The sequence below is a fragment of the Bradyrhizobium sp. CCBAU 53415 genome, assembly GCF_028128735.1.
Classification (GTDB): domain Bacteria; phylum Pseudomonadota; class Alphaproteobacteria; order Rhizobiales; family Xanthobacteraceae; genus Bradyrhizobium.
Genome location: NZ_LBJF01000026.1, coordinates 284,357 through 308,295, shown reverse-complemented (window position 1 = coordinate 308,295; position 23,939 = coordinate 284,357). Strand labels below are relative to the sequence as shown.

At 64.3% G+C, this 23,939-nt stretch carries 18 protein-coding genes and 1 pseudogene; 10 read left to right on the top strand and 9 right to left on the bottom strand.

Going from position 1 to position 23,939, the window contains the following annotated elements; translation table 11 throughout:
* Nucleotides 1-232: 232 nt before the first annotated feature.
* The gene (locus XH87_RS25495) at nt 233-736 is read left to right on the top strand and encodes a GFA family protein (RefSeq protein ID WP_035712750.1); all 504 of its coding nucleotides are present in this window, start codon (nt 233-235) and stop codon (nt 734-736) included.
* 300 nt (nt 737-1,036) lie between these two features.
* The gene (locus XH87_RS25490) at nt 1,037-2,698 is read left to right on the top strand and encodes a thiamine pyrophosphate-binding protein (protein ID WP_271589364.1); all 1,662 of its coding nucleotides are present in this window, start codon (nt 1,037-1,039) and stop codon (nt 2,696-2,698) included.
* A 68-nt stretch (nt 2,699-2,766) separates the two neighbouring features.
* Here the strand turns inward: XH87_RS25490 and XH87_RS25485 are convergent, their stop codons facing one another.
* Entirely contained in the window at nt 2,767-4,146 is a 1,380-nt protein-coding gene (locus XH87_RS25485) for an LLM class flavin-dependent oxidoreductase (protein ID WP_271589363.1), read from the bottom strand.
* Between the two features lie 298 nt (nt 4,147-4,444).
* Between XH87_RS25485 and XH87_RS25480 the strand changes: the two genes are divergently transcribed.
* The 6 genes from XH87_RS25480 (at nt 4,445) to XH87_RS25455 (ending at nt 10,187) form a co-directional block, all read left to right on the top strand.
* A complete protein-coding gene (locus tag XH87_RS25480; RefSeq protein ID WP_271589362.1) occupies nt 4,445-5,854 on the top strand; it encodes a M20 family metallopeptidase in 1,410 nt (469 codons plus the stop codon).
* Nucleotides 5,855-5,940: 86 nt separating this feature from the next.
* On the top strand, nt 5,941-6,852 hold the full coding sequence (locus XH87_RS25475; RefSeq protein ID WP_271589361.1) for an amino acid ABC transporter substrate-binding protein: 912 nt from the start codon (nt 5,941-5,943) through the stop codon (nt 6,850-6,852).
* Between the two features lie 117 nt (nt 6,853-6,969).
* Entirely contained in the window at nt 6,970-7,701 is a 732-nt protein-coding gene (locus tag XH87_RS25470; protein ID WP_158670938.1) for an amino acid ABC transporter permease, read from the top strand.
* A 3-nt stretch (nt 7,702-7,704) separates the two neighbouring features.
* The gene (locus tag XH87_RS25465) at nt 7,705-8,397 is read left to right on the top strand and encodes an amino acid ABC transporter permease (RefSeq protein ID WP_271589360.1); all 693 of its coding nucleotides are present in this window, start codon (nt 7,705-7,707) and stop codon (nt 8,395-8,397) included.
* 12 nt (nt 8,398-8,409) lie between these two features.
* Nucleotides 8,410-9,141, top strand: coding sequence for an amino acid ABC transporter ATP-binding protein (locus XH87_RS25460; protein WP_271589359.1), 732 nt, complete (start codon nt 8,410-8,412; stop codon nt 9,139-9,141).
* Nucleotides 9,142-9,326: 185 nt separating this feature from the next.
* The gene (locus tag XH87_RS25455) at nt 9,327-10,187 is read left to right on the top strand and encodes a D-amino-acid transaminase (RefSeq protein WP_271589358.1); all 861 of its coding nucleotides are present in this window, start codon (nt 9,327-9,329) and stop codon (nt 10,185-10,187) included.
* A 142-nt stretch (nt 10,188-10,329) separates the two neighbouring features.
* On the opposite strand, the gene XH87_RS25450 is transcribed toward XH87_RS25455, so the two are convergent.
* The 3 genes from XH87_RS25450 to XH87_RS25440 form a co-directional block, all read right to left on the bottom strand.
* A complete protein-coding gene (locus XH87_RS25450; RefSeq protein ID WP_271589357.1) occupies nt 10,330-10,791 on the bottom strand; it encodes a carboxymuconolactone decarboxylase family protein in 462 nt (153 codons plus the stop codon).
* Between the two features lie 29 nt (nt 10,792-10,820).
* A complete protein-coding gene (locus XH87_RS25445; protein ID WP_271522340.1) occupies nt 10,821-12,428 on the bottom strand; it encodes an MDR family MFS transporter in 1,608 nt (535 codons plus the stop codon).
* Between the two features lie 101 nt (nt 12,429-12,529).
* A complete protein-coding gene (locus XH87_RS25440; RefSeq protein ID WP_271589356.1) occupies nt 12,530-13,711 on the bottom strand; it encodes an HlyD family secretion protein in 1,182 nt (393 codons plus the stop codon).
* Nucleotides 13,712-14,010: 299 nt separating this feature from the next.
* On the opposite strand from XH87_RS25440, the gene XH87_RS25435 reads away from it, so the two are divergent.
* Entirely contained in the window at nt 14,011-14,922 is a 912-nt protein-coding gene (locus XH87_RS25435) for a LysR family transcriptional regulator (RefSeq protein ID WP_271589355.1), read from the top strand.
* Here XH87_RS25435 and iaaH read toward each other — a convergent pair.
* Together iaaH and XH87_RS25425 are read right to left on the bottom strand one after the other, a co-directional pair.
* Nucleotides 14,917-16,341: an indoleacetamide hydrolase gene (gene iaaH / locus XH87_RS25430; protein ID WP_271589354.1), complete on the bottom strand. Its 1,425-nt coding sequence runs from the start codon at nt 16,339-16,341 to the stop codon at nt 14,917-14,919. The two genes, XH87_RS25435 and iaaH, sit on opposite strands and share 6 nt — an antisense overlap.
* 74 nt (nt 16,342-16,415) lie before the next feature.
* Entirely contained in the window at nt 16,416-19,865 is a 3,450-nt protein-coding gene (locus tag XH87_RS25425; protein ID WP_271589353.1) for an indolepyruvate ferredoxin oxidoreductase family protein, read from the bottom strand.
* Nucleotides 19,866-20,018: 153 nt separating this feature from the next.
* On the opposite strand from XH87_RS25425, the gene XH87_RS25420 reads away from it, so the two are divergent.
* Nucleotides 20,019-20,474 (top strand): Lrp/AsnC family transcriptional regulator, encoded by a 456-nt coding sequence (locus XH87_RS25420; protein WP_035712721.1) that lies wholly within the window; start codon nt 20,019-20,021, stop codon nt 20,472-20,474.
* 24 nt (nt 20,475-20,498) lie between these two features.
* Here XH87_RS25420 and XH87_RS25415 read toward each other — a convergent pair whose 3' ends face one another.
* The 3 genes and pseudogenes from XH87_RS25415 to XH87_RS36645 form a co-directional block, all read right to left on the bottom strand.
* Complete coding sequence (locus XH87_RS25415) at nt 20,499-21,284, bottom strand: fumarylacetoacetate hydrolase family protein (protein WP_271589352.1); 786 nt, start codon at nt 21,282-21,284, stop codon at nt 20,499-20,501.
* A 15-nt stretch (nt 21,285-21,299) separates the two neighbouring features.
* The gene (locus XH87_RS25410; protein WP_271589351.1) at nt 21,300-22,667 is read right to left on the bottom strand and encodes an LLM class flavin-dependent oxidoreductase; all 1,368 of its coding nucleotides are present in this window, start codon (nt 22,665-22,667) and stop codon (nt 21,300-21,302) included.
* A gap of 21 nt (nt 22,668-22,688) precedes the next feature.
* Nucleotides 22,689-23,742, bottom strand: a pseudogene (locus tag XH87_RS36645) (Ldh family oxidoreductase).
* Between the last annotated feature and the right edge of the window lie 197 nt (nt 23,743-23,939).

The following is a 23,939-nucleotide window of genomic DNA, read 5'->3' as shown; positions in this document are numbered from 1 at the left end:
GTTCCGGGGCGCGACGAAGTCGCGAGCCTGGAATCGATCGGGCCGCATCCCTGGAAGTGGGATGGATTCCGGGCTCGATGCTTCGCATCGCCCCGGAATGACGGGCTTGATTTGTTGTGCGACGGTTACCACAAACTCCGTCATTGCGAGCGCAGCGAAGCAATCCAGAGTCTTTCCGCGGAGGCAGTCGGGATGGTTTCGTTCTGCCCGCAATGACGATGAGGAAACACCTATGGCCAAAGCCGCAGCTGCCGCAGGTATTGCCACCGGCCAATGCCTCTGCGGCAAGATTGCCTTCGAGATCGACGTTCCCGCGCGCTGGGCCTGGCATGACCACTCCGCCGCCAGCCGCCGAGCCCATGGCGCGGCCTACGCGACCTATGTCGGAAGCTGGAAGAAGCGGTTTCGCATCACCTCGGGCAAGACGGCGCTCACGCGCTACGAGGACAAGGCGACGAAGACCGCGCGCAGCTTCTGCTCGCATTGCGGCACGCCGATCGCCTATGAGCGTCCGCGCGGCCCGCACATGGTCAACATTCCCCGTGCCCTGTTCAGGGAGCGCACCGGCCGACAGCCGCTCTATCACATTGCGATCGAGGAACTGCAGGAATGGGCCTATACCGGCGAGCCGCTGGTGCCGTTGAAGGGATTTCCTGGCGTGGTCTGGCAGCGCTCGAAAAGGAAGAAACGCGCGGGCGGCGAGGATCCGTTCGAGCTGGGGCGCGAGGAGATGTAGCCCCGTTTGCTCGCTCTCGTGTCCCGGACGCGCTGCAGCGTGAAACGTTGCTGCGCGGTGCCGGGACCCATGCGTCAGCGAGCCCGGCGCGAATCCGAGTCCCGGCTCTGCGCCGCACCGCCGTAAGCGCGTTCACGCGCGTCTTCGACGCGCTATGGCGCTGCGCCGCGTCCGGGACAGGAGAGCGCAGTTTGCCTCTCTCGCGCAACGCAGCCATGACCGCGCTTCCTTGCGCGCGCCCTCTCACTTCGGCCATCATGCGTCCCGTCCTTGCGGCAACGTCCGCTCCCTGGAGGAAACATGAAGAACAAGATCACCGGCCGCTCCGCCTTTCTCGCGCTGCTCAAGGACGAAGGCGTTACGCACCTGTTCGGCAATCCCGGCACCACCGAGCTGCCGATCATGCATGCGCTGAAGGACCATCCCGATCTCACCTATGTGATGGCAATGCAGGAGAGCCTGGTGGTGGCGATTGCCGATGGCTATAGCCGCGCCTCAGGCAAGCTGGTCGCCTGCAACGTGCACGTTGCGCCCGGCCTCGGCAACGCCATGGGCTCGCTCTACAACGCCCAGTTCACGGGCACGCCGATGATCCTGACCGCCGGCCAGCAGGAGCAGGGCCATGGCCTGATGGAGCCGGTGCTCTATGGCCCGTTGGTGCGGATGGCCGAGCCGTTGGTGAAATGGGCGGTCGAGGTGACACGGCTGGAGGACCTGCCGCGCATCGTCCGCCGTGCCGCCAAGGTGGCGACCACGCCGCCGACCGGGCCGGTGTTCATCTCGCTGCCCGGCGACATCCTCAACAGCGAAGCCGGCATCGATCTCGGCCGCTCCACCCGCATCGACGCGCGGGTCAAGCCGTCAGACGAGGCGCTGAGGGCGTTTGCCGCACGGCTGCTGAAGGCCGAGCGTCCCGTCATCGTCACCATGGACGAGGTGGTGAAGAGCAACGCGCTCAAGGAAGCCGCCGAACTCGCCGAATTGCTCGGGGCCGCCGCCTACCAATCCTCGACGCCCTATGGCTCGCACTTCCTCTCGGAGAGCCCGAGCTTCGTCGGCACGCTGGCGCGCGTGCAGAAGGTCGCGCGCGACACGCTGGCGCCTTACGACCTGCTGATCGCGCTCGGCGGTGATCCCCTGCGCATGTCGGTCTACAGCGAGGTCGATGCGCTGCCGGACGGACTCGGCATCGTGCAGATCGGCCTCGTCGATTGGGAGATCGCCAAGAACTACGGCGCCGAGATCGCGCTGAAGGCTGATTTGAAGGAAACGCTCCGCGCGCTGATTCCGGTGCTGAAGGAGATGGGTGGCGAGGCATTGGCGCAACGCGCCAAGCAGCACCTCGCCGAGCTCGCGCCGAAGAACTGGACCGCGCGCCGGGCCGCGCTGGTCGAGCAGATCGGCAAGAGCGCGGGCCGCACGCCCATCGATCCGGATTTTCTGGTGCTGCAAATGGTCGAGGCCATGCCGGAAAATGCCATCCTGGTCGATGAAGGCCTGACCTCAAGCCGCCAGATCACGGCGCTGCGGGCGCATCGCGACCGCTACGGCTATCATGGCCTTGCCTCGGGGGGGATCGGCTGGGGACTGCCGGCGTCGGTCGGCGCCAGCATTGCCAATCCCGATCGGCCCGTCGTGTGCTTCTCGGGCGACGGCAGCGCGATGTACTCGATCCAGTCGCTGTGGACCGCGGCGCACCACAAGCTGCCGCTCAACGTCGTCATCGCCAACAATGGCGGCTACCGGATCATCAAGCAGCGCCTGCTCGCCTTTCATGGCGACGACAATTACGTCGGCATGGATTTCGTCGATCCGCCCGTGGATTTTGCCGGCGTGGCGAAGGCGCTCGGCTGCGAGGCCATCAAGGTCAGCGATGGCAGCGAATTGAAGGCGACGCTGGCGTCGGCGTTCAGCCGGCCGGGCACCAAGCTGATCGAGGTGATGGTGGACGGGAAGGTCTAGCCCCGCTGTCGTCCCGCGGACGCGCGCGTTCGCGGGGACGACAGCCTGGGTGTGACGCGACTTTCCGTCTACCCCTTCTTCCCCACCCGATACCCCGCCGCCGGATGCGGTGCGTCGAGCCGTGCACGTCCGCCGCCGAACAGTTTTTCGCGCAGCGTGCCTTTGGCATATTCGCTCTTGTACCGCCCGCGCTTGGTCAGCTCCGGCACCAGCATGTCGGAAATATCCTCGAAATCGCCGGGTGAGATCGCAAACGCGACGTTGAAACCGTCCACATCCGTCTTCTCGAACCAGTCCTCGATCTTGTCGGCGACGCTCTCGGGCGTGCCGACCACGATCGGGCCGGCGCCGCCGATGCCGACATGCTCGATGACGTCGCGCACGGTCCAGACGCGGTCGGGATCGCCGCGGGTGACGTTGTCGAGCGCGCTGCGGCCGGCATCGTTCTGGACGTGACGAACCTGCTGGTCGAGTTCATAGCCGGAGAAGTCGATGCCGGTCCATCCCGACATCAGGGCAAGCGCGCCCTCCGGATTGATGTGCGACCGGTAGTCGGCGTATTTCGCTGCCGCTTCGGCCTCCGTGTTGCCGAGGATGATCGTCATCATGTTGAACATCAGGATCTCGGCCGGGTTGCGGCCGAGCGCGGCGGCTTCCTGGCGGATCGCCGCGACGCGCGGCGCAATGATCTTGGCCGACGGTCCCGACATGAAGACGCATTCGGCATGCCTGGCCGCGAACTGCCGGCCGCGCGGCGAGGTGCCGGCCTGGTACAGCACCGGCGTGCGCTGCGGCGAAGGCTCGCTGAGATGAATGGTGTTGTTGATGCGGTAGTTCGCGCTCTCATGATTGACGCGATGAACCTTTGCGGGATCGGTGAAGATGCCGCGCTTGCGGTCGCGCAGCACGGCATCGTCCTCCCAGCTCCCTTCCCAGAGCTTGTAAACCACTTCCATATATTCATCGGCGATGTCGTAGCGGTCGTCATGTCCGGTCTGCTTGTCCTTGCCGGCGCCGCGCGCGGCGCTGTCGAGATAGCCGGTGACGACGTTCCAGCCGATCCGCCCCTCGGTGAGGTGATCGAGCGTCGACATCCGCCGTGCGAACGGGTAGGGCGGCTCGAATGACAGATTGCTGGTGACGCCAAAACCGAGATTTTGCGTCACTGCGGCCATCGCCGACAGCAGCAGCAGCGGTTCGTTCGACGGCGTCTGTGCTGCATTGCGCAAGGCTGCGTCAGGGCTGTTGCCATAGACATCGTAGACCCCGAGCACGTCGGCCAGGAACAGCCCGTCGAAGCGGCCGCGCTCCAGTGTCCTGGCGAGATCAATCCAATAGGGCAGGCGGTTATAGTCGGCGGTGCGGTCTCGCGGATGGGTCCACAGGCCCGGTGACTGATGCGCGACGCAATTCATCGCAAAGGCGTTGAGCCTGATCTCTTTGGCCATGCTGGTCCCCTCGTCGCCCTGTACTGAGCGTTCTTCGGATGATAGATGTGCGCCCCAACTTGGCGAAGTTCTTGCATATAATTGGCCCTTGGCAAGGGCCAAGAATAGAGAGCCGGGGCGTTGGCAAGGTCAAAATCAGCGGTGCCGCCGCGCTCGGCAAGCCAATCTCAAGCGAGCAAGAACGAAATCCCAAGAGAACTACAAGAGAAACTTCAAGAACTGTCCAAGCCCCCGCCACTTTCGACGGCCTATGTAGCCCGCTACGTTCGCCCGCGTCGAAACCTTGAAAACGAAAGCAATGACCAGAGCCGATGCCATCGCCCGCGCGCGGGACGACTTCAAATCCGGTGCGTTCCTCGCTGAACTCGACCGCCGCGTCGCGTATCGGACCGAGAGCCAGAATCCGTCGCGCGGCGCCGAGCTGCGCGCCTATCTGGAGCAGGAGATGCAGCCGGCTTTCGCCGCGCTCGGTTTTTCCAGCCGCATCGTCGAATCCCCCAGCGGCAAGGCGCCCTTCCTGTTCGCCGAGCATCACGAGAGCGCGTCCGCGCCAACCGTGCTGGTCTACGGCCATGGCGACGTCGTCGACGGCATGGAGGGGGAGTGGCGCGAGGGGCGCGATCCCTGGCGCACGGCGGTTGCGGGGACGCGCCTCTACGGCCGGGGCACCGCCGACAACAAGGGCCAGCACAGCATCAACATGGCGGCACTCCGTGCGGTACGTGGCGCGCGCGGCGGCAAGCTCGGCTTCAACGCCAAATTCATCATCGAGATGGGCGAGGAGATCGGTTCGCCCGATCTCGGCAAGGTCTGCGATCTCCATCGCGACGCACTCAAGGCCGACCTGTTCATGGCCTCCGACGGGCCGCGCCTGTCCGCTGACCGGCCGACGCTCTTTCTCGGCTGCCGTGGCGGCATCCGCGTCCATCTCGATGTGAATCTGCGCGACGGCGGCCACCATTCCGGCAATTGGGGCGGCGTGCTCGCCAACCCCGCGACCATCCTGGTCAACGCGATCTCGACGCTGGTCGACGGCCACGGCCGTCTCCTGCTCGATGCCCTGAAGCCGCCACGGCTCACCAACCAGATCCGCAGCTATCTGGCGGACGTGCAGGTGGTGCCGACCGCGGACGAGCCCACACTGGCCGAGAACTGGGGCGAGGAGGGATTGTCCGCGGCCGAACGGCTTTACGCCTGGAACACGCTGGAAGTGCTGGCGATGTCAGCTGGCAACATCGAGAAGCCGGCGAACGCCATTCCCGGCCAGGCCAATGCCGTGCTGCAACTGCGTTTCGTGGTCGGCACCAAGATCGACGGGCTGATCGAGGCGATCCGCGCGCATCTGGTCCAGAAGGGGTTTCCCATGGTCGAGGTGCGGGCGGCGCAGAGCTTTGCCGCCTCGCGCACCGATTTCGACAGCCCCTGGATCAAATGGGCGGCGGATTCGGTCGAGGAGACCACAGGCAAGGCGCCGGCAGTGCTGCCGAATTTCGGCGGCTCGCTGCCGAACGACGTGTTTTCCGAGATTTTGGGCCTGCCGACGATCTGGGTCCCGCACTCCTATCCCGGCTGCTCCCAGCATGCGCCCAATGAGCACATCCTGCTGCCATTGACCGAAGAGGCCTTGACGGTGATGGCCGGGCTGTTCTGGGATCTCGGCGAATTGCCAGGACCACTACCAAGACCACTGACAAGGCCGTTAACCTGAGCCCATGGTCCAGCCGAAAGTCACATTCTAATCCGGGCCGATTTGTGCTTGCATTCGGCCGCATCATCCTGAAAGGGGAAGAAGAAGTGAAACATTTCCGTAGCATCGGGCTCGCGCTCGCCGCGACCTTCGTCGTCAGCCAGGCCGGGGCCCAGGAGCTGACCGGCACGCTGAAGAACATCAAGGACACCGGCGCCATCACGCTCGGCTTCCGCGACTCCTCGATCCCGTTCTCCTATCTCGACGACAACCAGAAGCCGGTCGGGTTTGCGATGGACATCTGCTACAAGATCGTCGACGCCGTGAAGAAGGAGCTCAAGCTCGACAAGCTCGAGGTCAAGCTCAACCCGGTGACGTCGGCGACGCGCATCCCGCTGATGGCCAACGGCACGATCGACCTCGAATGCGGCTCGACCACCAACAATGCCGAGCGCCAGAAGCAGGTCGCCTTCACCAATACCCACTTCCTGACCGCGAGCCGCTACGTCTTCAAGAAGTCGAGCGGCCTGAAGTCGATCGACGATCTCAAGGGCAAGACGGTGGTCTCGACAGCCGGCACCACCAACATCAAGCAGCTCACCGAGGCCAACGTCGAGAAGAAGCTCGGCGCCAACATCATCCCGGCCAAGGATCACGCCGAAGCCTTCCTGATGGTCGAGACCGACCGCGCGGTCGCCTTCGTGATGGACGACATCCTGCTGGCGAGCCTCGTCGCTGGCTCCAAGAATCCGTCCGACTACGTGATCTCGAAGGACGCGTTCTCCAAGCCGGAGCCCTACGGCATCATGCTGCGCAAGGACGATGCGCCGTTCAAGAAGGTCGTCGACGCGGCGACCGCCGCGCTCTACACCTCCGGCGAGGGCCAGAAGATCTACGACAAGTGGTTCATGTCCAAGATCCCGCCGAAGGGTCTGAACCTCAATACCCCGATCTCGGAGGGGCTGAAGCACGAGTTCGCGAAGCCTTCGGACTCGCCGAACCCGGACGATTACAAGTAAGCTAGAACCTCGATCTTTCGATCGGGATCATGTCCGGCCACTCTTGACAGCAGGGTGGCCGGACATTTGCATAGGCGCTCAGGACATCCATGACTGGCGCGTTCGCGCGGGGGACACGTGAACTACAACTGGAACTGGGGAATCTTCTTCCAGCCGAACCCGATGGGGACCGGCACCTATCTCGACATGCTGCTGTCGGGGCTGGTGCTGACCCTCGAGACCGCGGCCCTGGCCTGGGTCATCGCGCTGATCACCGGCTCGGTCGTCGGCGTCATGCGCACGCTGCCGTCGAAGGGGGCCACCTGGTTCGGCTTCGCCTATGTCGAATTCTTCCGCAACATGCCGCTCCTGGTGCAGTTGTTCCTGTGGTTCTTTGTGCTGCCGGAAATTCTGCCCAAAGCCGCCGGGCTCTGGCTCAAGCAATTGCCCAACGCGCCGTTCTGGACCGCGGCGATCGGAATCGGCCTGTTCATGTCGGCGCGCGTCGCCGTCCAGCTCCAGGCCGGCATCTCGTCGCTGCCGCGTGGGCAGAAGATGGCGGCGACCGCGCTGGGCCTCACCACGGTGCAGGGCTATCGCTACGTGCTGCTGCCGATGGCTTTCCGCATCATCCTGCCGCCGCTGACGTCCGAGTTTCTCAACACCATCAAGAACACCGCGGTCGCCATCACCATCGGCCTTCTCGAGCTGACCGGACAGGCGCGCTCGATGCAGGAATTCTCCTTCCAGGTGTTCGAGGCCTTCACCGCCGCGACCCTCCTCTATCTCCTCGTCAACGCCGTCGTCGTGACCGCGATGCGCTTCCTCGAGCGCTGGGTCGCGATCCCCGGCTACATCACGGGGAAATAAACGATGCTCGGCAATTTCGATTTCGACGTCATCCGCCGCGCGCTGCCCTATCTGTTCTACGAGGGCATGACGTTCACGCTGACCCTGACGGGCCTCGCAGCACTCGGCGGCCTGATCTTCGGCACGGCGCTCGCCCTGATGCGCCTCTCCGGCTTCAAGCTGCTCGGCCGGATCGCCGGCATCTATGTCGACTTCATGCGCTCGCTGCCGCTGGTGCTGGTGATCTTCTGGTTCTACTTCCTGGTGCCCTATATCGGGCAGTGGCTGACCGGCGCCTCGCGCCCGATCAGCGTCGGCGCGTTCGCATCCTCGCTCATCACCTTCATCATGTTCGAGGCCGCGTACTTCTCCGAGATCATGCGTGCCGGCATCCAGTCGATTTCGCGCGGCCAACCGGCCGCGGCGAGCGCGCTGGGACTGACCTACGCGCAGACCATGCGCTACGTCGTGCTGCCGCAGGCCTTCCGCAACATGCTGCCGGTGCTGATCACGCAGACCATCGTTCTGTTCCAGGACACCTCGCTCGTCTACGTCCTGTCGATCACGGACTTCCTCGGCGCGGCGAGCAAGGTCGCGCAGCGCGACGGACGTCTCGTCGAAATGTACCTGTTCGCAGCTGTCGTCTACTTCACCATTTCCTGTATCGCGTCCTTCGGCGTCCGCCGCCTGCAGGCGCGCATCGCCATCATTCGCTAGAGCGTGTCGGTCATGATCGAAATCAGCCACGTCAACAAATGGTACAGCCCGACCTTTCAGGTGCTGACCGACTGCACCACCAGCGTCACCAAGGGCGAGGTGGTCGTGGTCTGCGGTCCCTCCGGCTCGGGCAAGTCGACGCTGATCAAATGCGTCAATGCGCTGGAGCCGTTCCAGAGCGGCGACATCCTGGTCGACGGCACCAAGGTCAACGATCCCAAGACCAATCTGCCGAAGCTGCGGTCGCGCGTCGGCATGGTGTTCCAGCATTTCGAGTTGTTTCCGCATCTCAAGATCATCGACAATCTGTGCCTGGCGCAGGAGAAGGTGCTGGGCCGGTCGCACGACAAGGCCCAGACCAAAGGCATGCAGCTCCTGGAGCGCGTCGGGTTGAAGGAGCAGGCGCAGAAATTCCCGGCGCAGCTCTCCGGCGGCCAGCAGCAGCGCGTCGCCATTGCCCGTGCGCTCGCCATGGACCCGATCGTCATGCTGTTCGACGAGCCGACCTCGGCGCTCGATCCTGAAATGGTCAGCGAGGTGCTCGACGTCATGGTCGATCTCGCTCGTGAGGGCATGACCATGATGGTGGTGACCCATGAGATGGGCTTTGCCCGCAAGGTCGCCAACCGTGTGATCTTCATGGACCGCGGCGAGATCGTCGAGGACGCGTCGAAGGACGACTTCTTCGGCAAGCCGCGCAGCGACCGCGCGCAGAAGTTCTTGTCGAAGATCCTGTCGCATTGACCACTGCCGTCATTCCGGGGCGCGCGGCAGCGCGAGCCCGGAATCCATCGGGCAGCGGGGCTCGAGGCGAAATGGATTCCGGGTTCGTCGCTTCGCGCCGGCCCAGAATGACGAATAGAGCGTGATCGCTTCCCCCATTTCGCGTATAAGCGCGCCTAAATCCCCTTCTCGCCAGGAGACCTGCCTTGGACCCGATCGCCTACGTCAACGGCTCATTCGTCCCGCTCTCGGAGGCCAGGATCTCGGTGCTGGATCGCGGTTTCCTGTTCGCCGACGGCATCTACGAGGTCTCGGCCGTGCTCGACGGCAAGCTGGTCGACAATGCTGCGCATCTGGCCCGGCTGGAACGTTCCGTCGGCGAGATCAAGCTGAAGCTGCCGGAGACGGTCGAGCGCATCACCGAGCTCCAGAAGGAGCTGATCGCGCGCAACAAGCTCCGGAGCGGCCTCGTCTATCTCCAGGTCACGCGCGGCGCCGACAAGGGGCGCGATTTCCCGTTCCCCAAGGGTGACGTCAAGTCAAGCCTGGTGATGTTCACCTCGGAGAAGGACATCATTAACGCGGCGTCAGCGAAGACCGGCATCGACGTGATCACCGTGCCCGACATCCGCTGGGAGCGGCGCGACATCAAGAGCGTGGCCTTGCTGGCGCAGGTGCTGGCGAAGCAGGCCGCGGCGGAAGCCGGCGCCGGCGAGGCCTGGATGCTGCAGGATGGCTACGTCACCGAGGGTGGTTCGTCGTCGGCGTTCATCCTGACCAAGGATGACGTCATCGTAACCCGCAAGAATTCCAACGCGATCCTGCCGGGCTGCACCCGCAAGGCCGTGATCGCGCTTGCCGAGGAGCGCCAGCTCCGCGTCGAGGAACGGTCCTTCACGGTCGCCGAGGCGCTCGCTGCCAAGGAAGCCTTCATCACCAGCGCATCCTCCTTCGTGCAGCCGGTGGTCGCGATCGACGGCAAGAAGATCGGCGACGGCAAGCCCGGCCCGATGGCAACGCGCCTGCGTGAGATTTACGTCGAGTTCGCCAAGGCGACGGCGGTCTGAGCCGCACCCACCGCTGTCATCGCCCGGCCTTGACCGGGCGATCCAGTACTCCGAGGCAGTCGTGTTACATTGATAGGCCGCGGCGTACTGGATGCCCCGCTTTCGCGTGGCCTGACGGCGGAGTTAGGTGAGCGAGCGCCCCCTACGCCACCGAAGCCTTCACCTTCACCGGATGCACTGCGCGGAACGCGATCGCGATCCTGTTCCAGGCGCTGATGGCGCCGATCAGCATGGTCAGGTTCACCGTTTCCTCGTCGGAGAACTGTGCGCGGACCTGTTCGTAGACGTCGTCGGGCGCGTGGGTCTGCGAGATCAGCGTCACCGATTCCGTCCAGGCCAGTGCCGCGCGCTCGCGGTCGGAATAAAGCGGGGATTCGCGCCAGGCATTGAGCAGGTAGATGCGCTGCTCGGTCTCGCCGCGCTTGCGGGCGTCCTCGGTGTGCATGTTGATGCAGAAGGCGCAGCCGTTGATCTGCGATGCCCGGATCTTGACCAGCTCGATCAGTGATTTCTCGAGCCCGGTGGACTGGATCTGCTCCTCCAGCGTCATCAGCGCCTTCATCGTATCTGGGGCGGCCTGGTAGAAATTCATGCGGGGTTTCATCATCGCGCTCCTTGCTTGCTGGGTTGACGTCAGTGGGCACCACCGGCCGAGGTCTGGCCAGTCTTTTTCAGGAAGAGGACGGCGAGCAGCGCCACGACCAGCGCCATGCCGAGCAAATAGAAGGTGTCGCTGAAAGCGAGGATATAGGCCTGCTTCTGCACGATACGGCCGATGGCGACATAGGCGCGATGCGCGGCGTCCGCATGATCGAGGACGCCGTGATTGACGAAATACCGGGTGAGTTGCTCCAGTCGCGTGCGCGTTGCCTGCTCGAATATCGAGACCGACTGCATGAGCACGTTGGAGTGATACTGTTCGCGCTTGGTCAGAACAGTCTGCAAGATCGCAATTCCGACGGCGCCGCCGAGGTTGCGCATCATGTTGAACAGGCCCGACGCCGAGCCTGCGTTCTCGGCTTCGATGCCGGCGGTTGCCACTGCCGAGAGCGGCGCCATCACCAGCGCCTGGCCGATCGCGCGAACGATGTTGGGCCACAGCAGCTGGTCGGCGGCGTAGTCGCTGGTCATGTAAATGTTCATGAAGTTGGAAGCCGCAAACAGCACGAAGCCGGCGCCGATGATGATCCGCGCGTCGAAGCGCTGCATCAGGCGCGGCACCAGCGGGATCAGCACGAGCTGCGGCAGTCCGGTCCATGCCAGCACCATGCCGATCTGCTCGGCATTGTAGCCCTGGATGCGCGACAGATATTGCGGCAGGATGAACACCGAGCCGTAGAGCGCGATGCCGAGCAGGAAGTTCGCGAGCATGCCGAAGCCGAAATTACGGCGCACCAGTAGGCGCAGGTTCAAGAGTGGCTTCTTCACCGTGAGCTCGATGATCAGGAAGGCGGTCAGCGCCACCGCCGCGATCACCGACAGCTTGACGATGAAGGGCGATCCGAACCAGTCGTCCTTGTTGCCTTCCTCCAGCACGGTCTGGAGCGCCGAAAGGCCGATTGCCATGGTGACGATGCCGGCCCAGTCGCCCTCGCGCAAAAGCGAGAGTTTCATCGGCTTGGCTTCGAGCGCGTACCAGAGCATGCCGACCATGATCGCGCCCGGCACGAGGTTGACGTAGAAGATGTACTGCCAGCCGAAATTCTCGGTGAGATAGCCGCCGATGGTCGGGCCGATCGCCGGCGCGAACGTCGCCGAGAGCGCGAACAGCGCGAGGCCCACCGGCTGCTTTGCGCGCGGCAGCAGGGTGATGATCAGCGTGAAGGCCATCGGGATCAGCACGCCGCCGGTGAAGCCCTGGATGGCACGCAGTACGATCATCTGCGACAGATCATGCGCCAGCGCGCAGGCAGCGGACAGGACCAGGAACAGGATCGCGTTGGTAAGCAGATAGATGCGGATCGAGAACACCTGCGCCAGCCAGCCGGACAGCGGGATCACCACGATCTCGGCGACAAGATAGGAGGTCGAGATCCACCCGCCGTCATCGATACCGGCGCCGATTGCGCCCTGGATGTCGGCGAGCGAGGCATTGACGATCTGGATGTTCAGCACCGCCATGAAGGCCCCAAGCGTTGCGCCGATCACCGCGATCCAGGTCTTGGCCGGCACCGCCGGAGCGGCGGGCGCGGGAATGCTGGCGGCGGATGCGGCATTGAGGGCGGGTTGGAGCGTGCTCATGGAAGCCTCGTCTCGGGTACGGAGACAGGATGCGGATGATTTCGATAGTCGAGGAAGGATCATCCGGCGGATTTGACGATTCTGCCGGAGCCTTCCCGGGGTCAGCCGCCGTTCGGGCGGAGCATGTTGTCGGCGAGACGCTTGGCCGTCTCTCGCTCGGCCAGCACGGTCGCCTTGGTGTCGATGGTCGGCACCGCGGACATGCCAGGGCGAAGCAGACCGGTGAGGCTGTGGTCGTCGAGCACGATCTTCACCGGAACACGCTGCACGATCTTGGTGAAATTGCCGGTCGCGTTGTCGGGCGGCAACAAGGCGAATTCGAGCCCGCTCGCCGGCGACAGGCTGTCGACATGGCCGTGCAGGGCCCGACTGCGAAAACTGTCGACGTACAGCTCGACCGGCTGGCCAGGCCGCACATGCGTGAGCTGGGTCTCCTTGAAGTTGGCAACGACATAGACCGCATCGAGCGGCACCACAGCCATCAATTGCGTGCCGGCCTGCACGTACTGGCCGACGCGCAAGCTACGGGCGCCGATCGTGCCATCCACCGGCGCAGTGATCTCGGTATAGGAAAGGTTCAGCGTCGCCTGCTGCGCGACCGCACGGGCGCGTTCGAGCTGGGCTGCGGCCTGGGCGCGCTGGCTGGTGAGCACGTCGATCTTGCGCTGCGCAGCCACAAGGCCGTACTTCGCGTGCTGCAATTGCGCGCTGCTGGCGCGCAGCGCCGCGTCGGTCTGCTGCGCGCGCTGGATCGTGCCGGAGCCCGTCTTCATGAGGTCGTCGTAGCGGGCGCGCTCCTCTTGTGCGAATTTCAGATTGGCCTCCGCAGCAGCGACGTCAGCCGTGCTTTGCTCGATGATCGGCTGTTGCAGCTCGAGTTGGGCATCGATGTTGCGCACGGAGGCTTCGGCAGCTGCGACATCGGCGCGGGCCTGGTCGAGCGCCGCCCTGAAATCGCGGTCGTCGATCTTGGCCAGCAGCTGGCCTGCCTTGACCTTCTCGTTGTCGCTGACGAGCACCTTTGCGATGTAGCCGGACACCTTCGGCGCGACGATCGTAGAATCGGCCTTCACATAGGCATCATCGGTGGTCTCGAGGTAGCGGCCGTGGGTCCAGTAATCGTGTCCGTAGTAGGCTGTGGTTGCCGTGCCTGCGAGGAGCGCGAGCACCAAGGCCGCGTGCCGGACCTTGTTCCGGGTCGGGACAGCGGGCGGCGCCTCGGGGTAATCGCGAGTGATTTCAGTCGCTTGCTGGAAGGTCTCAGTGCGGGGCATCTCGGACATTGCGGTCTCCTGTCGGCTCCCTGAGACTATCGGCCTTGCCGGCCTGCATGATAATTGGCAAAATTCCGGAAGGATTATCCATCGGAGGTGGATAATCGGGGCCGTCGCCTTGGTTCGTAATGTCTACCGAAGCAGGCGCGCGACCGCCCCAGAGTGATTGCTGCCTCTGTCGCGCGATTGCTGCTGATGCATGCGTCCGCTCGCAGGCGAAGCTGCAAGCAGGGCGAGCCATGTGTGTGAACTGATAATCCGGGACGAATGTCCCGCGATTGTCGATCAAGAGCGGATAGTCAGGCGGCATGGATCGATTGACCAGCCTCGAAGTGTTCAGCCGGGTGGTCGAGACAGGCGGCTTCTCCGCAGCCGCCCGCAAGCTCAACATGTCGACCACCATGGTGAGCAACCACATTCAGGCATTGGAAGACCGGCTCGGGGTAAGGCTGCTTCACCGCACCACGCGCAAGGTCAATCTTACCGAGATCGGCAAGGCCTATTACGACCGCTGCGTCCAGATCCTCGCCGACATCGAACAGGCCGACGACATCGCGAGCGAATTGCAGTCGGTGCCCCGCGGCACGCTGCGCATTCATGTCGCCACGCACATGGTGCCGCTTGTCGCGCCGGTCGTGGCGAAGCTGCTGTCGACCTATGCGGAACTCAAGATTGATCTGCGCATGGGCGAGGCCGACGTCGATCTCATCGAGGAGGGCTACGACGTTGCCCTGCGCATGACCCCGCCGCCTGATTCGAGCCTGATCGTGCGGAGCCTTGCCACCTGGCGTCACGTGCTGTGCTGCTCGCACGATTATATCGAGAAGCACGGCCGGGTGCAGAAGCTCGACGAACTCACCGGGCACAATTGCGGTCGGCACTTGAACTATCCGTTCGGCGACGAATGGCGCTTCCTTGATCGCAAAGGCACACCGGCCTCCGTGCGCATCTCGGGCAGCTTCGTCACCAATAGCGGAGAAGCGCTGAGGAAGGTCGCCCTGGAGGGGGCCGCCGTCTGTCTGATGGCGGGGTTTCTCATTCAGGACGACCTGGAAGTGGGCCGCCTCGTGCGCCTCTTGCCGGAATATCGGACCGTCGAACTCTCCATGAACGCGGTCTATCCGCACCGTCATCATCTGTCGGCGAAGGTCAGGACCTTCATCGACCTGCTCGTGGATCACAGCGCCGAGCAGCAGAAGCTGATCAACCCCTACTCATGATCGGTGCGGCGGCGGTAGTCGTCCGAAAATGATTTCCAGCGCCATTCCAATGGCAAGCAGGTGCCGGTCGCTGCCTGCCGGGCCGTCCAGCTCGAGCCCGATCGGCAGTTGGCTGGTGCCGCCAAGTGCGACCGGGATCTGGATTCCGGGAATACCGGCATTGCTACCGGGATCGGTGTTCTGGATGAAGAGGCCGAAGTTCTCGGGGCTGCTGGAGTCGGGATTGGAAGCAATCGCGACCCGCGGCGTTGTCGGGAAAGCGATGGCGTCGAGTCTGTTCCCGGAAAACGTATCGCCGTACAGCGTTTGGAGCGCGGGGCGCGCGATCTTGATCGCGGCATCGTATATCGGTTTGGCGTCAATCAGCGTGTTGTCGGGGCCCGGCAGCTTGCGCGGGATGACAAGGCTATCATAAGTGCCCTTCACGTCGAGACTTGAGATGTCTTTGGCCAGCGCTTCGATGCTGAGGCCGGTACCGGTGTGATCGAGGTATGCGATCATGTCGTCGTAAGCCTCGTACAGCGCCACGGGAAAGCCGACCTGGCCGTTGAGCTCCGCCAGTCGAGGCATCTCGATCTCGACGATCGTGATGCGCTGCGCCATCATTTTCGCGATTGCCGCGCGGAAGGCGACCTCCGTGTCGGCATCGAGATTGGTCAGCATCGACGACGCGATGCCGATCCGCACCTGCTTCAAATCAGCCGGCGCAATCTCGTCTCCACCCGCGATGACGCGGTCGAGCAGCTCGACATCGGCTATCGTCGCGGCCATCGGGCCTGCGGTGTCTCGGGTGTGCGAGATCGGGGCGATCCCCGCTTGCGGATACCGCCCGACCGTTGGCCGCAACGAGGCGCACCCGTTCAGGGCGGCCGGCACGCGCACCGATCCGCCGGTGTCGGTGCCGAGCCCGCCCGCGACGATCCGCGCGCCGATCGCGGCGCCCGTCCCGGACGAGGAGCCGCCGGCGATCAAGGCGCGATCATAGGCGTTGCGCACGCCGAACTCGGTGCCGGTCCTGAACGCGGTGTTGTAGCCGGAGATGCCGAAGGCCAGCTCGTGCATGCTGGTCTTTCCGATGATGATCGCTCCCGCGGCCCGCAGTCTTGCCGCGACAGGCGCATCGGCCCTCGGAATGTAGTCCTTCAGCGCGGGGGTGCCGGCGCTACAGGGCAGCCCAGCCACCTCGATATTGTCCTTGATCACGACGGGCACGCCGCCAAGCAGCTTGCTCCTGTCGCCCTTTGCGTCGAACGCCGCGGCGGCCGTCAAGGCGCCGGCCTCGTCCAGCGTGACGAAGGCATTGAGATCGGCGTTGGCTTTGGCGCGGGCAAGAGCTTCCCGGGTGAGCGTGGTGCTCGTGACCTTCCCGGCGCGGAGGCCGTCCGCGGCCTTGGTCAGTGTCAGCTGGTCGAAATCCATGATGCGTCACCCGATCACGGGAGTGCCATCAGGGCGCCCCCGGGTTGAGAAGCTGAAGCTTCGCCGGCGCCCCGTCAACCGGTGGCGCGCATCTTTGCCGGCGATGGCGTGTGGAGTTCATCGAACAGCCGCTCGACTTCCGCCTTCGCCTTCCCGATCGCGGCATCCTTGACGGGGCCATAGCCGCGGATCTCCATGGGCGCTTTTGCAATCGCGACGAGATCCGCAAGGCGCGCAGCGCCGAGCTGGCCGAGGATCCGTTCGAGCAGGCCCTCATACCAGCGGATCAACTCCCGCTCTGCGCGCCGTTCCGCGGTATAGCCGAATGGATCGAACGGCGTTCCGCGCAGCCCCTTCAAGTGCGCGAGCACGGTTAGAGGCATCTGGATCCACTGGCCGAAGGCGCGTTTGCGTGGACGTCCACGTCCGTCGCGGCGCGACGGCAGGAACGGCGGGGCGAGGTGATACTGGATTTTGAAGCCATCCTCGAATTCGCGTTTAAGCTCATCGAGGAATCCGCCTTGCATGTGCAGCCGCGCCACCTCGTACTCGTCCTTGTAGGCCATCAGTTTGAACAGGGTGCGCGCCACGGCCTCGGTCAGCGCCTCGCTGTTCAGCGGAGTCTCGTCGTGGCGAACCTTCTCGACCATTCCCAGGTAGCGCGCGGCATAGGCTTCGTCTTGGTAGGCAGTCAGGAATTCGGCGCGACGGTCGATGGCCTGGTCGAGCGTCTCGGCCTTCGACGCATCGTCTGCCTTCGGCAACAGGTCCGGATCGGCCGCGGCGATCCGGCCCCAGGCAAAGGCCTGCTTGTTGCGCTCGACCGCGACGTCGTTGAGCTCGATCGCGCGCAATAGCGCGGGAAGCGAGATCGGAATCAATCCGCGCTGCCAGGCAAAGCCGAGCATGATGATGTTGGCATAGACGGCATCGCCGAGCAGCTGTTCGGCCATCGCATTCGCATCGATCGCCCCGAGATTGCTCTCGCCGATCACGCGGCCGATCGCGCGCAGGCGGGCTGGCGCGGCGAGATCGGCGTCGCGGAAGCGGACGACGTCGCCGGTCGGCATCTCCGCGGTGTTGAGCGCAGCGCGCGTGCCTTTCCGGTAGGTTCCGGACGCCTTTGGCGAGGAGCTGACGACGAGATCGCAGCCGATCAGCGCGTCGGCCGCGCCCTGGTCGATGCGGGCCTGATGCAACGCGTCGGGGCTCGCGGCGAGGCGGATGTAGCTCAGCACAGGGCCAAATTTCTGCGCAAAGCCGGTAAAGTCCAGTACCGAGACGCCGCTTCGTTCGAGATGCGCAGCCATGCCGATCAGCGCGCCAACCGTGATCACGCCGGTTCCGCCGACGCCGGTCACCAGCAGATCGTAGGGTCGCTCGAGCGTTGCGGGCGTGGGCAGGGGTAGCGTGGCTGCGCGACCGACCGCGTCGATCCGGCTCGCGCCTTTCTTCCGGCGCGTCGCGCCTTCGACGGTCACAAAACTTGGGCAGAAGCCGTTGAGGCAGGAAAAATCCTTGTTGCAGGCCGACAGATTGATCTGGCGCTTGCGGCCGAACGGCGTCTCCTTCGGCTCGACGCTGAGGCAATTGGATTCGATCGAGCAGTCGCCGCAGCCTTCGCAGACGAGGTCGTTGATGTAGGCGAAGCGTTTGGGATCGGCCATCTGCCCGCGCTTGCGACGGCGTCGCTTTTCGGTGGCACAGGTCTGCTGGTAGATCAGGACGGACACGCCGGAGATGTCGCGCAAGTCGCGCTGCACGGCGTCCATTTCTTCGCGGGGATGGATGGTGACGCCGCTGGGCAAGTCGGCCGGGTTGAAGTGCGCGGGATCATCCGACACCAGTGCGATGCGCGCCACGCCCTCGGCACGGACGCTGTGGGCGATGGCATGCACGCTGACCGGGCCGTCGACCGGCTGGCCGCCAGTCATCGCCACGGCATCGTTGAACAGGATCTTGTAGGTGACGTTGGCCTTGGCTGCGATCGCCTGCCGGATCGCCATCGAGCCGGAGTGATAGTAGGTGCCTTCGCCGAGATTCTGGAACACGTGCTTGTTGCCGGTGAACCTTGACGATGCCGCCCAGTTCACGCCTTCGCCGCCCATCTGGATCAGCGACGAAGTCTCGCGGTCCATCCAGCTTGCCATGAAGTGGCAGCCGATGCCGGCCAGCGCCTTTGATCCCTCCGGCACTTTCGTTGACGTGTTGTGCGGACATCCCGAGCAGAAGTACGGCGTTCGTGTCGCGCCTCTGACGTTGATGGTGCGCGCCGCTTCCGGCATCAAGGCGGCTGCGCGCGCGGCGAGATTGAGGCCGGGAAACATCGGGTCGAGCCGGCGCGCGAGCACACCAGCGAGGGCCCGCGGCGACAACTCGCCGATCCAGGAGATCAGCCGTGCCCCTTGCTCGTCGTGCTTGCCGACCATGCGCGCGGGCTTGGCGCCGGGATAGTCGTAGAAATATTCCTTGAACTGGCTCTCGATGATGCCGCGCTTCTCCTCGACCACGAGGATCTCGCGCTTGCCTTTCACGAAGTCCATCGCGTCATGCAGCGCCAGCGGCCAGACCATGCCGACCTTGTAGACGTCGATGCCGATGCTGCGGCAGGCCGCTTCATCGAGGCCCATCAGCCGGAGCGCCTCCATCAGATCGAGATGCGCTTTGCCCGTGGTGACGATGCCGTAGGTGGCGCCCGGAATGTCGTAGATGCGGCGGTCGATCGGGTTGGCCTTGGCGAAGGCGTAGACCGCGTGCTTCTTTGCCTCCAGCCGTTCCTCGATCTGCGGGCCCGGCAGGTCGGGCCAGCGATAGTGCAGACCGCTCGGCGGCGGCGTGAAGTCGGGCGTGCGGAAGTCGCGGGGCGGGTGCAGCGCGACGGAGGCGCCTGATTCCACGATCTCCGAGATCGCCTTGAAGCCGACCCACATGCCGGAGAAGCGGCTCAGTGCATAGCCATATTCGCCGAATGCGAGATATTCGCCGACGCTCGCCGGATGCAGCGTCGGCATGAACCAGCTCATGAAGGCGACGTCGGACTGGTGCGGCATCGAGGAGGAGACGCAGCCATGATCGTCGCCGGCGACCACCAGCACGCCGCCATGCGGCGAAGAGCCATAGGCGTTGCCATGCTTGAGCGCATCGCCGGAGCGATCGACGCCGGGGCCCTTGCCGTACCAGAGTCCGAACACGCCATCGACCTCGCGGTCGGCTTGCGTCTCGACCTGCTGCGACCCGAGCACGGCGGTCGCCGCGAGGTCCTCGTTCACCGCGGGGAGGAATTCGATGCGGTCTCGGTTCAGCCGCTGCTGGATACGCCACAGTTCGAGATCGATGCCGCCGAGCGGCGAGCCGCGATAGCCGGAAATGAAGCCTGCGGTGTTGAGGCCGTTCGCGCGGTCGCGTCTCGCCTGGTCGAGCGCGATGCGGACGATGGCCTGCGTGCCCGTCAGGAAGACGCGGCCCTCCTCGCGGTCGTAGCGGTCGGAGAGTTCGTAGTCGTCGAGTGATGGAATGGCGTCCATGGCGGACCTCGCGCGGCATCCTGCCCAGCAGTGGAAGGTTATGCCCGCGACGCTGGTAGATCTTACCTATTTGTCCAAGCTGAGGCGCATATTAGGTAGAGTTTTGCATCAAAAGGCGAAATTCGGTAGATTTAACTGAATCGAGAGGTTCCAATGATCGAAGACCAGGACACCCGGATACTCGCCTACCTTCAAAAGGACGGCCGTGCCACAAACCAACAACTCGCTGATGAGGTCGGCATGTCCACATCGGCCTGCTGGCGCCGGGTGCGGGCGCTGGAGGAGAGCGGCGTCATTTGCGGTTATGCGGCGCTGGTCGCGCGGGAGCAGGCGGGCTTTGCGATGTCGGCCATCCTCCACGTGTCGCTGGAGCGGCATGACGCGAAGTTCGTCGACGAATTCGTGGCCAGGGTCACCAAGCGCCGCGAGGTGCTGGAATGCTTTGCGACCACGGGCGACGCCGACTATCATCTGCGCGTCGTCGTGCAGGATATGGCGGCCTACAACCGCTTTCTCGACGAGTTCATGTTCCGCATCCCCGGCATCCGCTACGTCCGCAGCAATGTTGTGCTGAAGGAGATCAAGACGGGCGTGGCGCTGCCGTTCTGACTTGCAGGAAGTGCCGCAGGGGGCCTACCGCTCCTCCCGCACAAACCTGTTCCGCAGCGTCCCGACACCGGTGATCTCGACCTCCACGACGTCGCCGTGCTTGATGTCGGGCGAGGCGCCGTCGGTGCCCATCCAGATCACGTCGCCGGGCCAGAGCGTAAAATACTTCGTCAGCTCGACCAGGAAGGGCACCACGCCGAAGATCATGTCGCGGGTAGCGAAACGATTGGTCTCCGTGCCGTTGACCCGGACGATCGTCTCCATCTTGTCGAGATCGGCTTCGGTCTCGATCCACGGGCCCATCGGCTTGAACGTATCGGCGTTCTTGGAGCGCCACAGGCTGCGGTCGGCCTTCTGCCAGCTGCGTTCGCTGACGTCGTTGCCGACGGTGTAGCCGAACACGCAATCCATCGCATTCTGTTCGGTGAGATGCTTCACCTTCTTGCCGATGACGACGACGAGCTCGCCCTCGTAGTGGATCTTGTCCGTAGCGAAGAAGGGGATCACGACCTCCTCGTCATGCGCGATCAGCGCGTTCTGCGCGCGATAGCCGATCTCGGGCCTATCGGGGACGGCCGGCACTTCGCCGCGCTTGTCGGCGGCTTCCTTCAGGTGCTTCAGATAGTTCAAGCCGACGCAATAGAAGGTGCGCGGGATCAGTGGCAGCTCGATTTTGACCTGGGACAATTGAAGCGTCCGCGAGGTGCGCTGCCATTCGGCGAAGGGATCGCCATCGACCGCGATCACCCGGTCACCTTCAACGATGCCCCAGGACGTCTTGCCCGAGGCGGTAAATTTCAGCCAGCGCATGTTCCGTCCTCGCCGTTATTCCGCGGCATCGCGCGGCTGCACCTTCCAGGCGCCGGCGGCTGGGCGCTCGAGCCCGAGATTTTCGCGTAGCGTCCTGCCGCGATAATCCTTCTGGAACAGGCCGCGACGCTGCAACTCCGGTACGATATGCTCGACGAAATCGGCGTAGGAGCCGGGCACGTAGGTTGCGGCGATGACGAAGCCATCGCAGCCGCGTTCCACGAACATCTCTTCCAGCTTGTCCGCGATCTCCTTGGGACCGCCGACCATCGCGTCCTGCACTTGCCCGCGGCCGGAGAAGGTGACGAAGTCGCGCGCGCTGGGGTTGCTCTTGCCTGACGCCTTCAATACGCCGTCACGGATGCCCAGGATGCCCTGCATGCTCTTCAGCTCCTCCGTCGTCAGCGGCTCGTCGAGATCCCTGGAGGCGAAATCATAGTTGAGCGCTTCGGCGAGCAGCGACAGCGCATCGATCTGGAGCGGCAGCTTGTTGATCAGGGCCATCTTGTCTTCGGCTTCAGCCCTGGTTGCGGCGCAGACCGGCGTGGTCAGATTGCACAGGAACATCTGGTCGGGATCGCGGCCGGCCCTCGCGGCCTCGTTGCGCACGGCCGTGTAGCCCTCCTTGGCGGCGGCGAGGTTGCGCGCGGCGGTGAAGATCACCTCGCCCCAACGCCCCGCGAAGCGCTGGCCGCGGCCCGAAGCGCCGGCCTGGATGATCACGGGGTGGCCTTGCTGCGAACGCGGAACGGTGAACGGCCCGCGCGACTTGAAGGCCGGCCCCTTGTGGTCGAGACGCTTCACCTTGGTCGGATCGGCGAAGCGGCCGCTTCGCTTGTCCATGATGAGCGCACCGTCCTGCCAGGTGTCCCAATGGCCGAGCACCACCTCCATGAACTCATCGGCGCGGTCGTAGCGGGAATCATGTTCAGGGTGGGAGTCGCGGCCCATGTTGAGCGCCTCGCCGTCGTTGAGCGAGGTGACGACGTTCCAGCCGGCGCGCCCGCCGGACATCAGGTCGAGCGTTGCAAAACGGCGGGCGACGTCGAAGGGTTCATAGTAGGTGGTCGAGCATGTCGCGCCCAGGCCGAGCTTCTCGGTGACCATGCCCATCGTGGTCAGCACGATCAGCGGGTCCATCTTCACGCAACGGATGCCGTATTCGACGGTGTGGGCGTGGTCGTTGCCGTAGCGGTCCGGCATGGCCAGGCGGTCGTCGAAGAAAGCCATGTGGAACTTGCCGGCCTCGAGGATCCTGGCGATCTCCTGATAATAGTCCGCCGACATCGAATCGGTACGCGAGTCAGGATGCCGCCAGGAGCTCGGCAGGTTCGTGCAGTTCTGCGCCTGAAGGAAGCCGACCAATACCATCTGCCGATTCATGCCGCTGTTCTCCTGATGCCGTCAGGCCAGGCCAAGGACCGTGTCGAGCCGATACTCGTGCGCCAGAGCGCGCAATTTTTCCCACGTGGCATCCTCGATCTCGATGCCATCACGCCGGCGCTGCTGCTCGCGCAAACCCTCGATCTCACCGGGATAGTAGACGCCTTCGCTGCCCTCGGACGGCGGAGTCGATTTGAGGTAATGCGCGAATTCCGCGACCTCGCGCTTGAACTGCTTCAGCGGTCGGAATGCGGCGACATTGAACACCGCCATGAAGCATCCGTCATTGTGTCGCCCTGTAGGCTCGACGCCGAAGCCAAGACCGGTGAGCAGGCCGCACAGCACCTCGACCATCGCAGCGAGGCCGCTGCCCTTGTAGCCCTCGGTACCGCCGAGCGGCAGCAGCGCGCCGCCCTTGCGGTATTGGGTCGGATCGGTGGTGTGCCGTCCCTCGGCATCGATGATCCATCCCGTCGGAATCTCCTCGCCGCGGGCGACCGCAAGCTGGACCTTGCCCGCAGCAACCGCCGAGGTCGCCATGTCCAGGCAGAACGGCGTATCGAGATCGGACGGCACCGCGATCGAGATCGGGTTGGTGCCGAGCCGCGCCTCCTTGCCGCCGAACGGGGCCACGTGTTTCGGCGAACGGCCGGAGTCTGCCGTTTGCAATCCCGATCATGCCTTCGCGCATCGCCATCAAGGGGTAGGCGGCGAGGCGGCCGACATGGCTCTGCCGGAACACGGTGCAGGCGGCGACGTTGGCCGTCTTCGCCTTGTCGATCGTCAGCGCCATCGCCCTGGCGTTGACGTGGAAGCCAAAGCCCCAATGGCCGTCGATCACGGTCGTGGTCGGGGATTCCTGAACGATGCTCCACTTGGCGCCGGGGACGATGTGCCCGGCCTTGACGCGATCGATATAGCTGGGAACGGCGATGACGCCGTGGGAATCATGGCCGGCCAGATTGGCATTGACGCAGCCGATCGCGACCGCATCTGCCTCTTCCTCGGATGCTCCGGCCGCGCGGAGCAGTGCGGCGCTGACGCGCATGAGGCGATCGGCCTTGACGATCGGCATGGCATTCCCTCAGCTTGGTGCCCTTAGCAGGCTGCTCGTTAGGTGCCATCGTCTCAAAGCGCCGGAGCGATATCAATCTCCCGTAAACCAACGCAGGGCTGCAAATTCGCAAAGAGAACGCGCCTTTGGTCGAAAATCCGTGCCGCGCGAGGCTGTTTCCGCCAGTTTTAAGCTGCTTGTTCGCTGCTCGTTCACTC

Excerpts from the sequence above, each read along its gene's own strand:
- XH87_RS25495 (WP_035712750.1), top strand. The coding sequence starts at position 233 with ATGGCCAAAGCCGCAGCTGCCGCAGGTATTGCCACCGGCCAATGCCTC.
- XH87_RS25485 (WP_271589363.1), bottom strand. The coding sequence starts at position 4,146 with ATGGCCAAAGAGATCAGGCTCAACGCCTTTGCGATGAATTGCGTCGCG.
- XH87_RS25425 (WP_271589353.1), bottom strand. The coding sequence starts at position 19,865 with ATGGACGCCATTCCATCACTCGACGACTACGAACTCTCCGACCGCTAC.
- XH87_RS25465 (WP_271589360.1), top strand. The coding sequence starts at position 7,705 with ATGCTCGGCAATTTCGATTTCGACGTCATCCGCCGCGCGCTGCCCTAT.
- XH87_RS25480 (WP_271589362.1), top strand. The coding sequence starts at position 4,445 with ATGACCAGAGCCGATGCCATCGCCCGCGCGCGGGACGACTTCAAATCC.
- XH87_RS25445 (WP_271522340.1), bottom strand. The coding sequence starts at position 12,428 with ATGAGCACGCTCCAACCCGCCCTCAATGCCGCATCCGCCGCCAGCATT.
- XH87_RS25415 (WP_271589352.1), bottom strand. The coding sequence starts at position 21,284 with ATGCGCTGGCTGAAATTTACCGCCTCGGGCAAGACGTCCTGGGGCATC.
- iaaH (WP_271589354.1), bottom strand. The coding sequence starts at position 16,341 with ATGGATTTCGACCAGCTGACACTGACCAAGGCCGCGGACGGCCTCCGC.
- XH87_RS25435 (WP_271589355.1), top strand. The coding sequence starts at position 14,011 with ATGGATCGATTGACCAGCCTCGAAGTGTTCAGCCGGGTGGTCGAGACA.
- XH87_RS25450 (WP_271589357.1), bottom strand. The coding sequence starts at position 10,791 with ATGAAACCCCGCATGAATTTCTACCAGGCCGCCCCAGATACGATGAAG.
- XH87_RS25440 (WP_271589356.1), bottom strand. The coding sequence starts at position 13,711 with ATGTCCGAGATGCCCCGCACTGAGACCTTCCAGCAAGCGACTGAAATC.
- XH87_RS25490 (WP_271589364.1), top strand. The coding sequence starts at position 1,037 with ATGAAGAACAAGATCACCGGCCGCTCCGCCTTTCTCGCGCTGCTCAAG.
- XH87_RS25460 (WP_271589359.1), top strand. The coding sequence starts at position 8,410 with ATGATCGAAATCAGCCACGTCAACAAATGGTACAGCCCGACCTTTCAG.
- XH87_RS25420 (WP_035712721.1), top strand. The coding sequence starts at position 20,019 with ATGATCGAAGACCAGGACACCCGGATACTCGCCTACCTTCAAAAGGAC.
- XH87_RS25410 (WP_271589351.1), bottom strand. The coding sequence starts at position 22,667 with ATGAATCGGCAGATGGTATTGGTCGGCTTCCTTCAGGCGCAGAACTGC.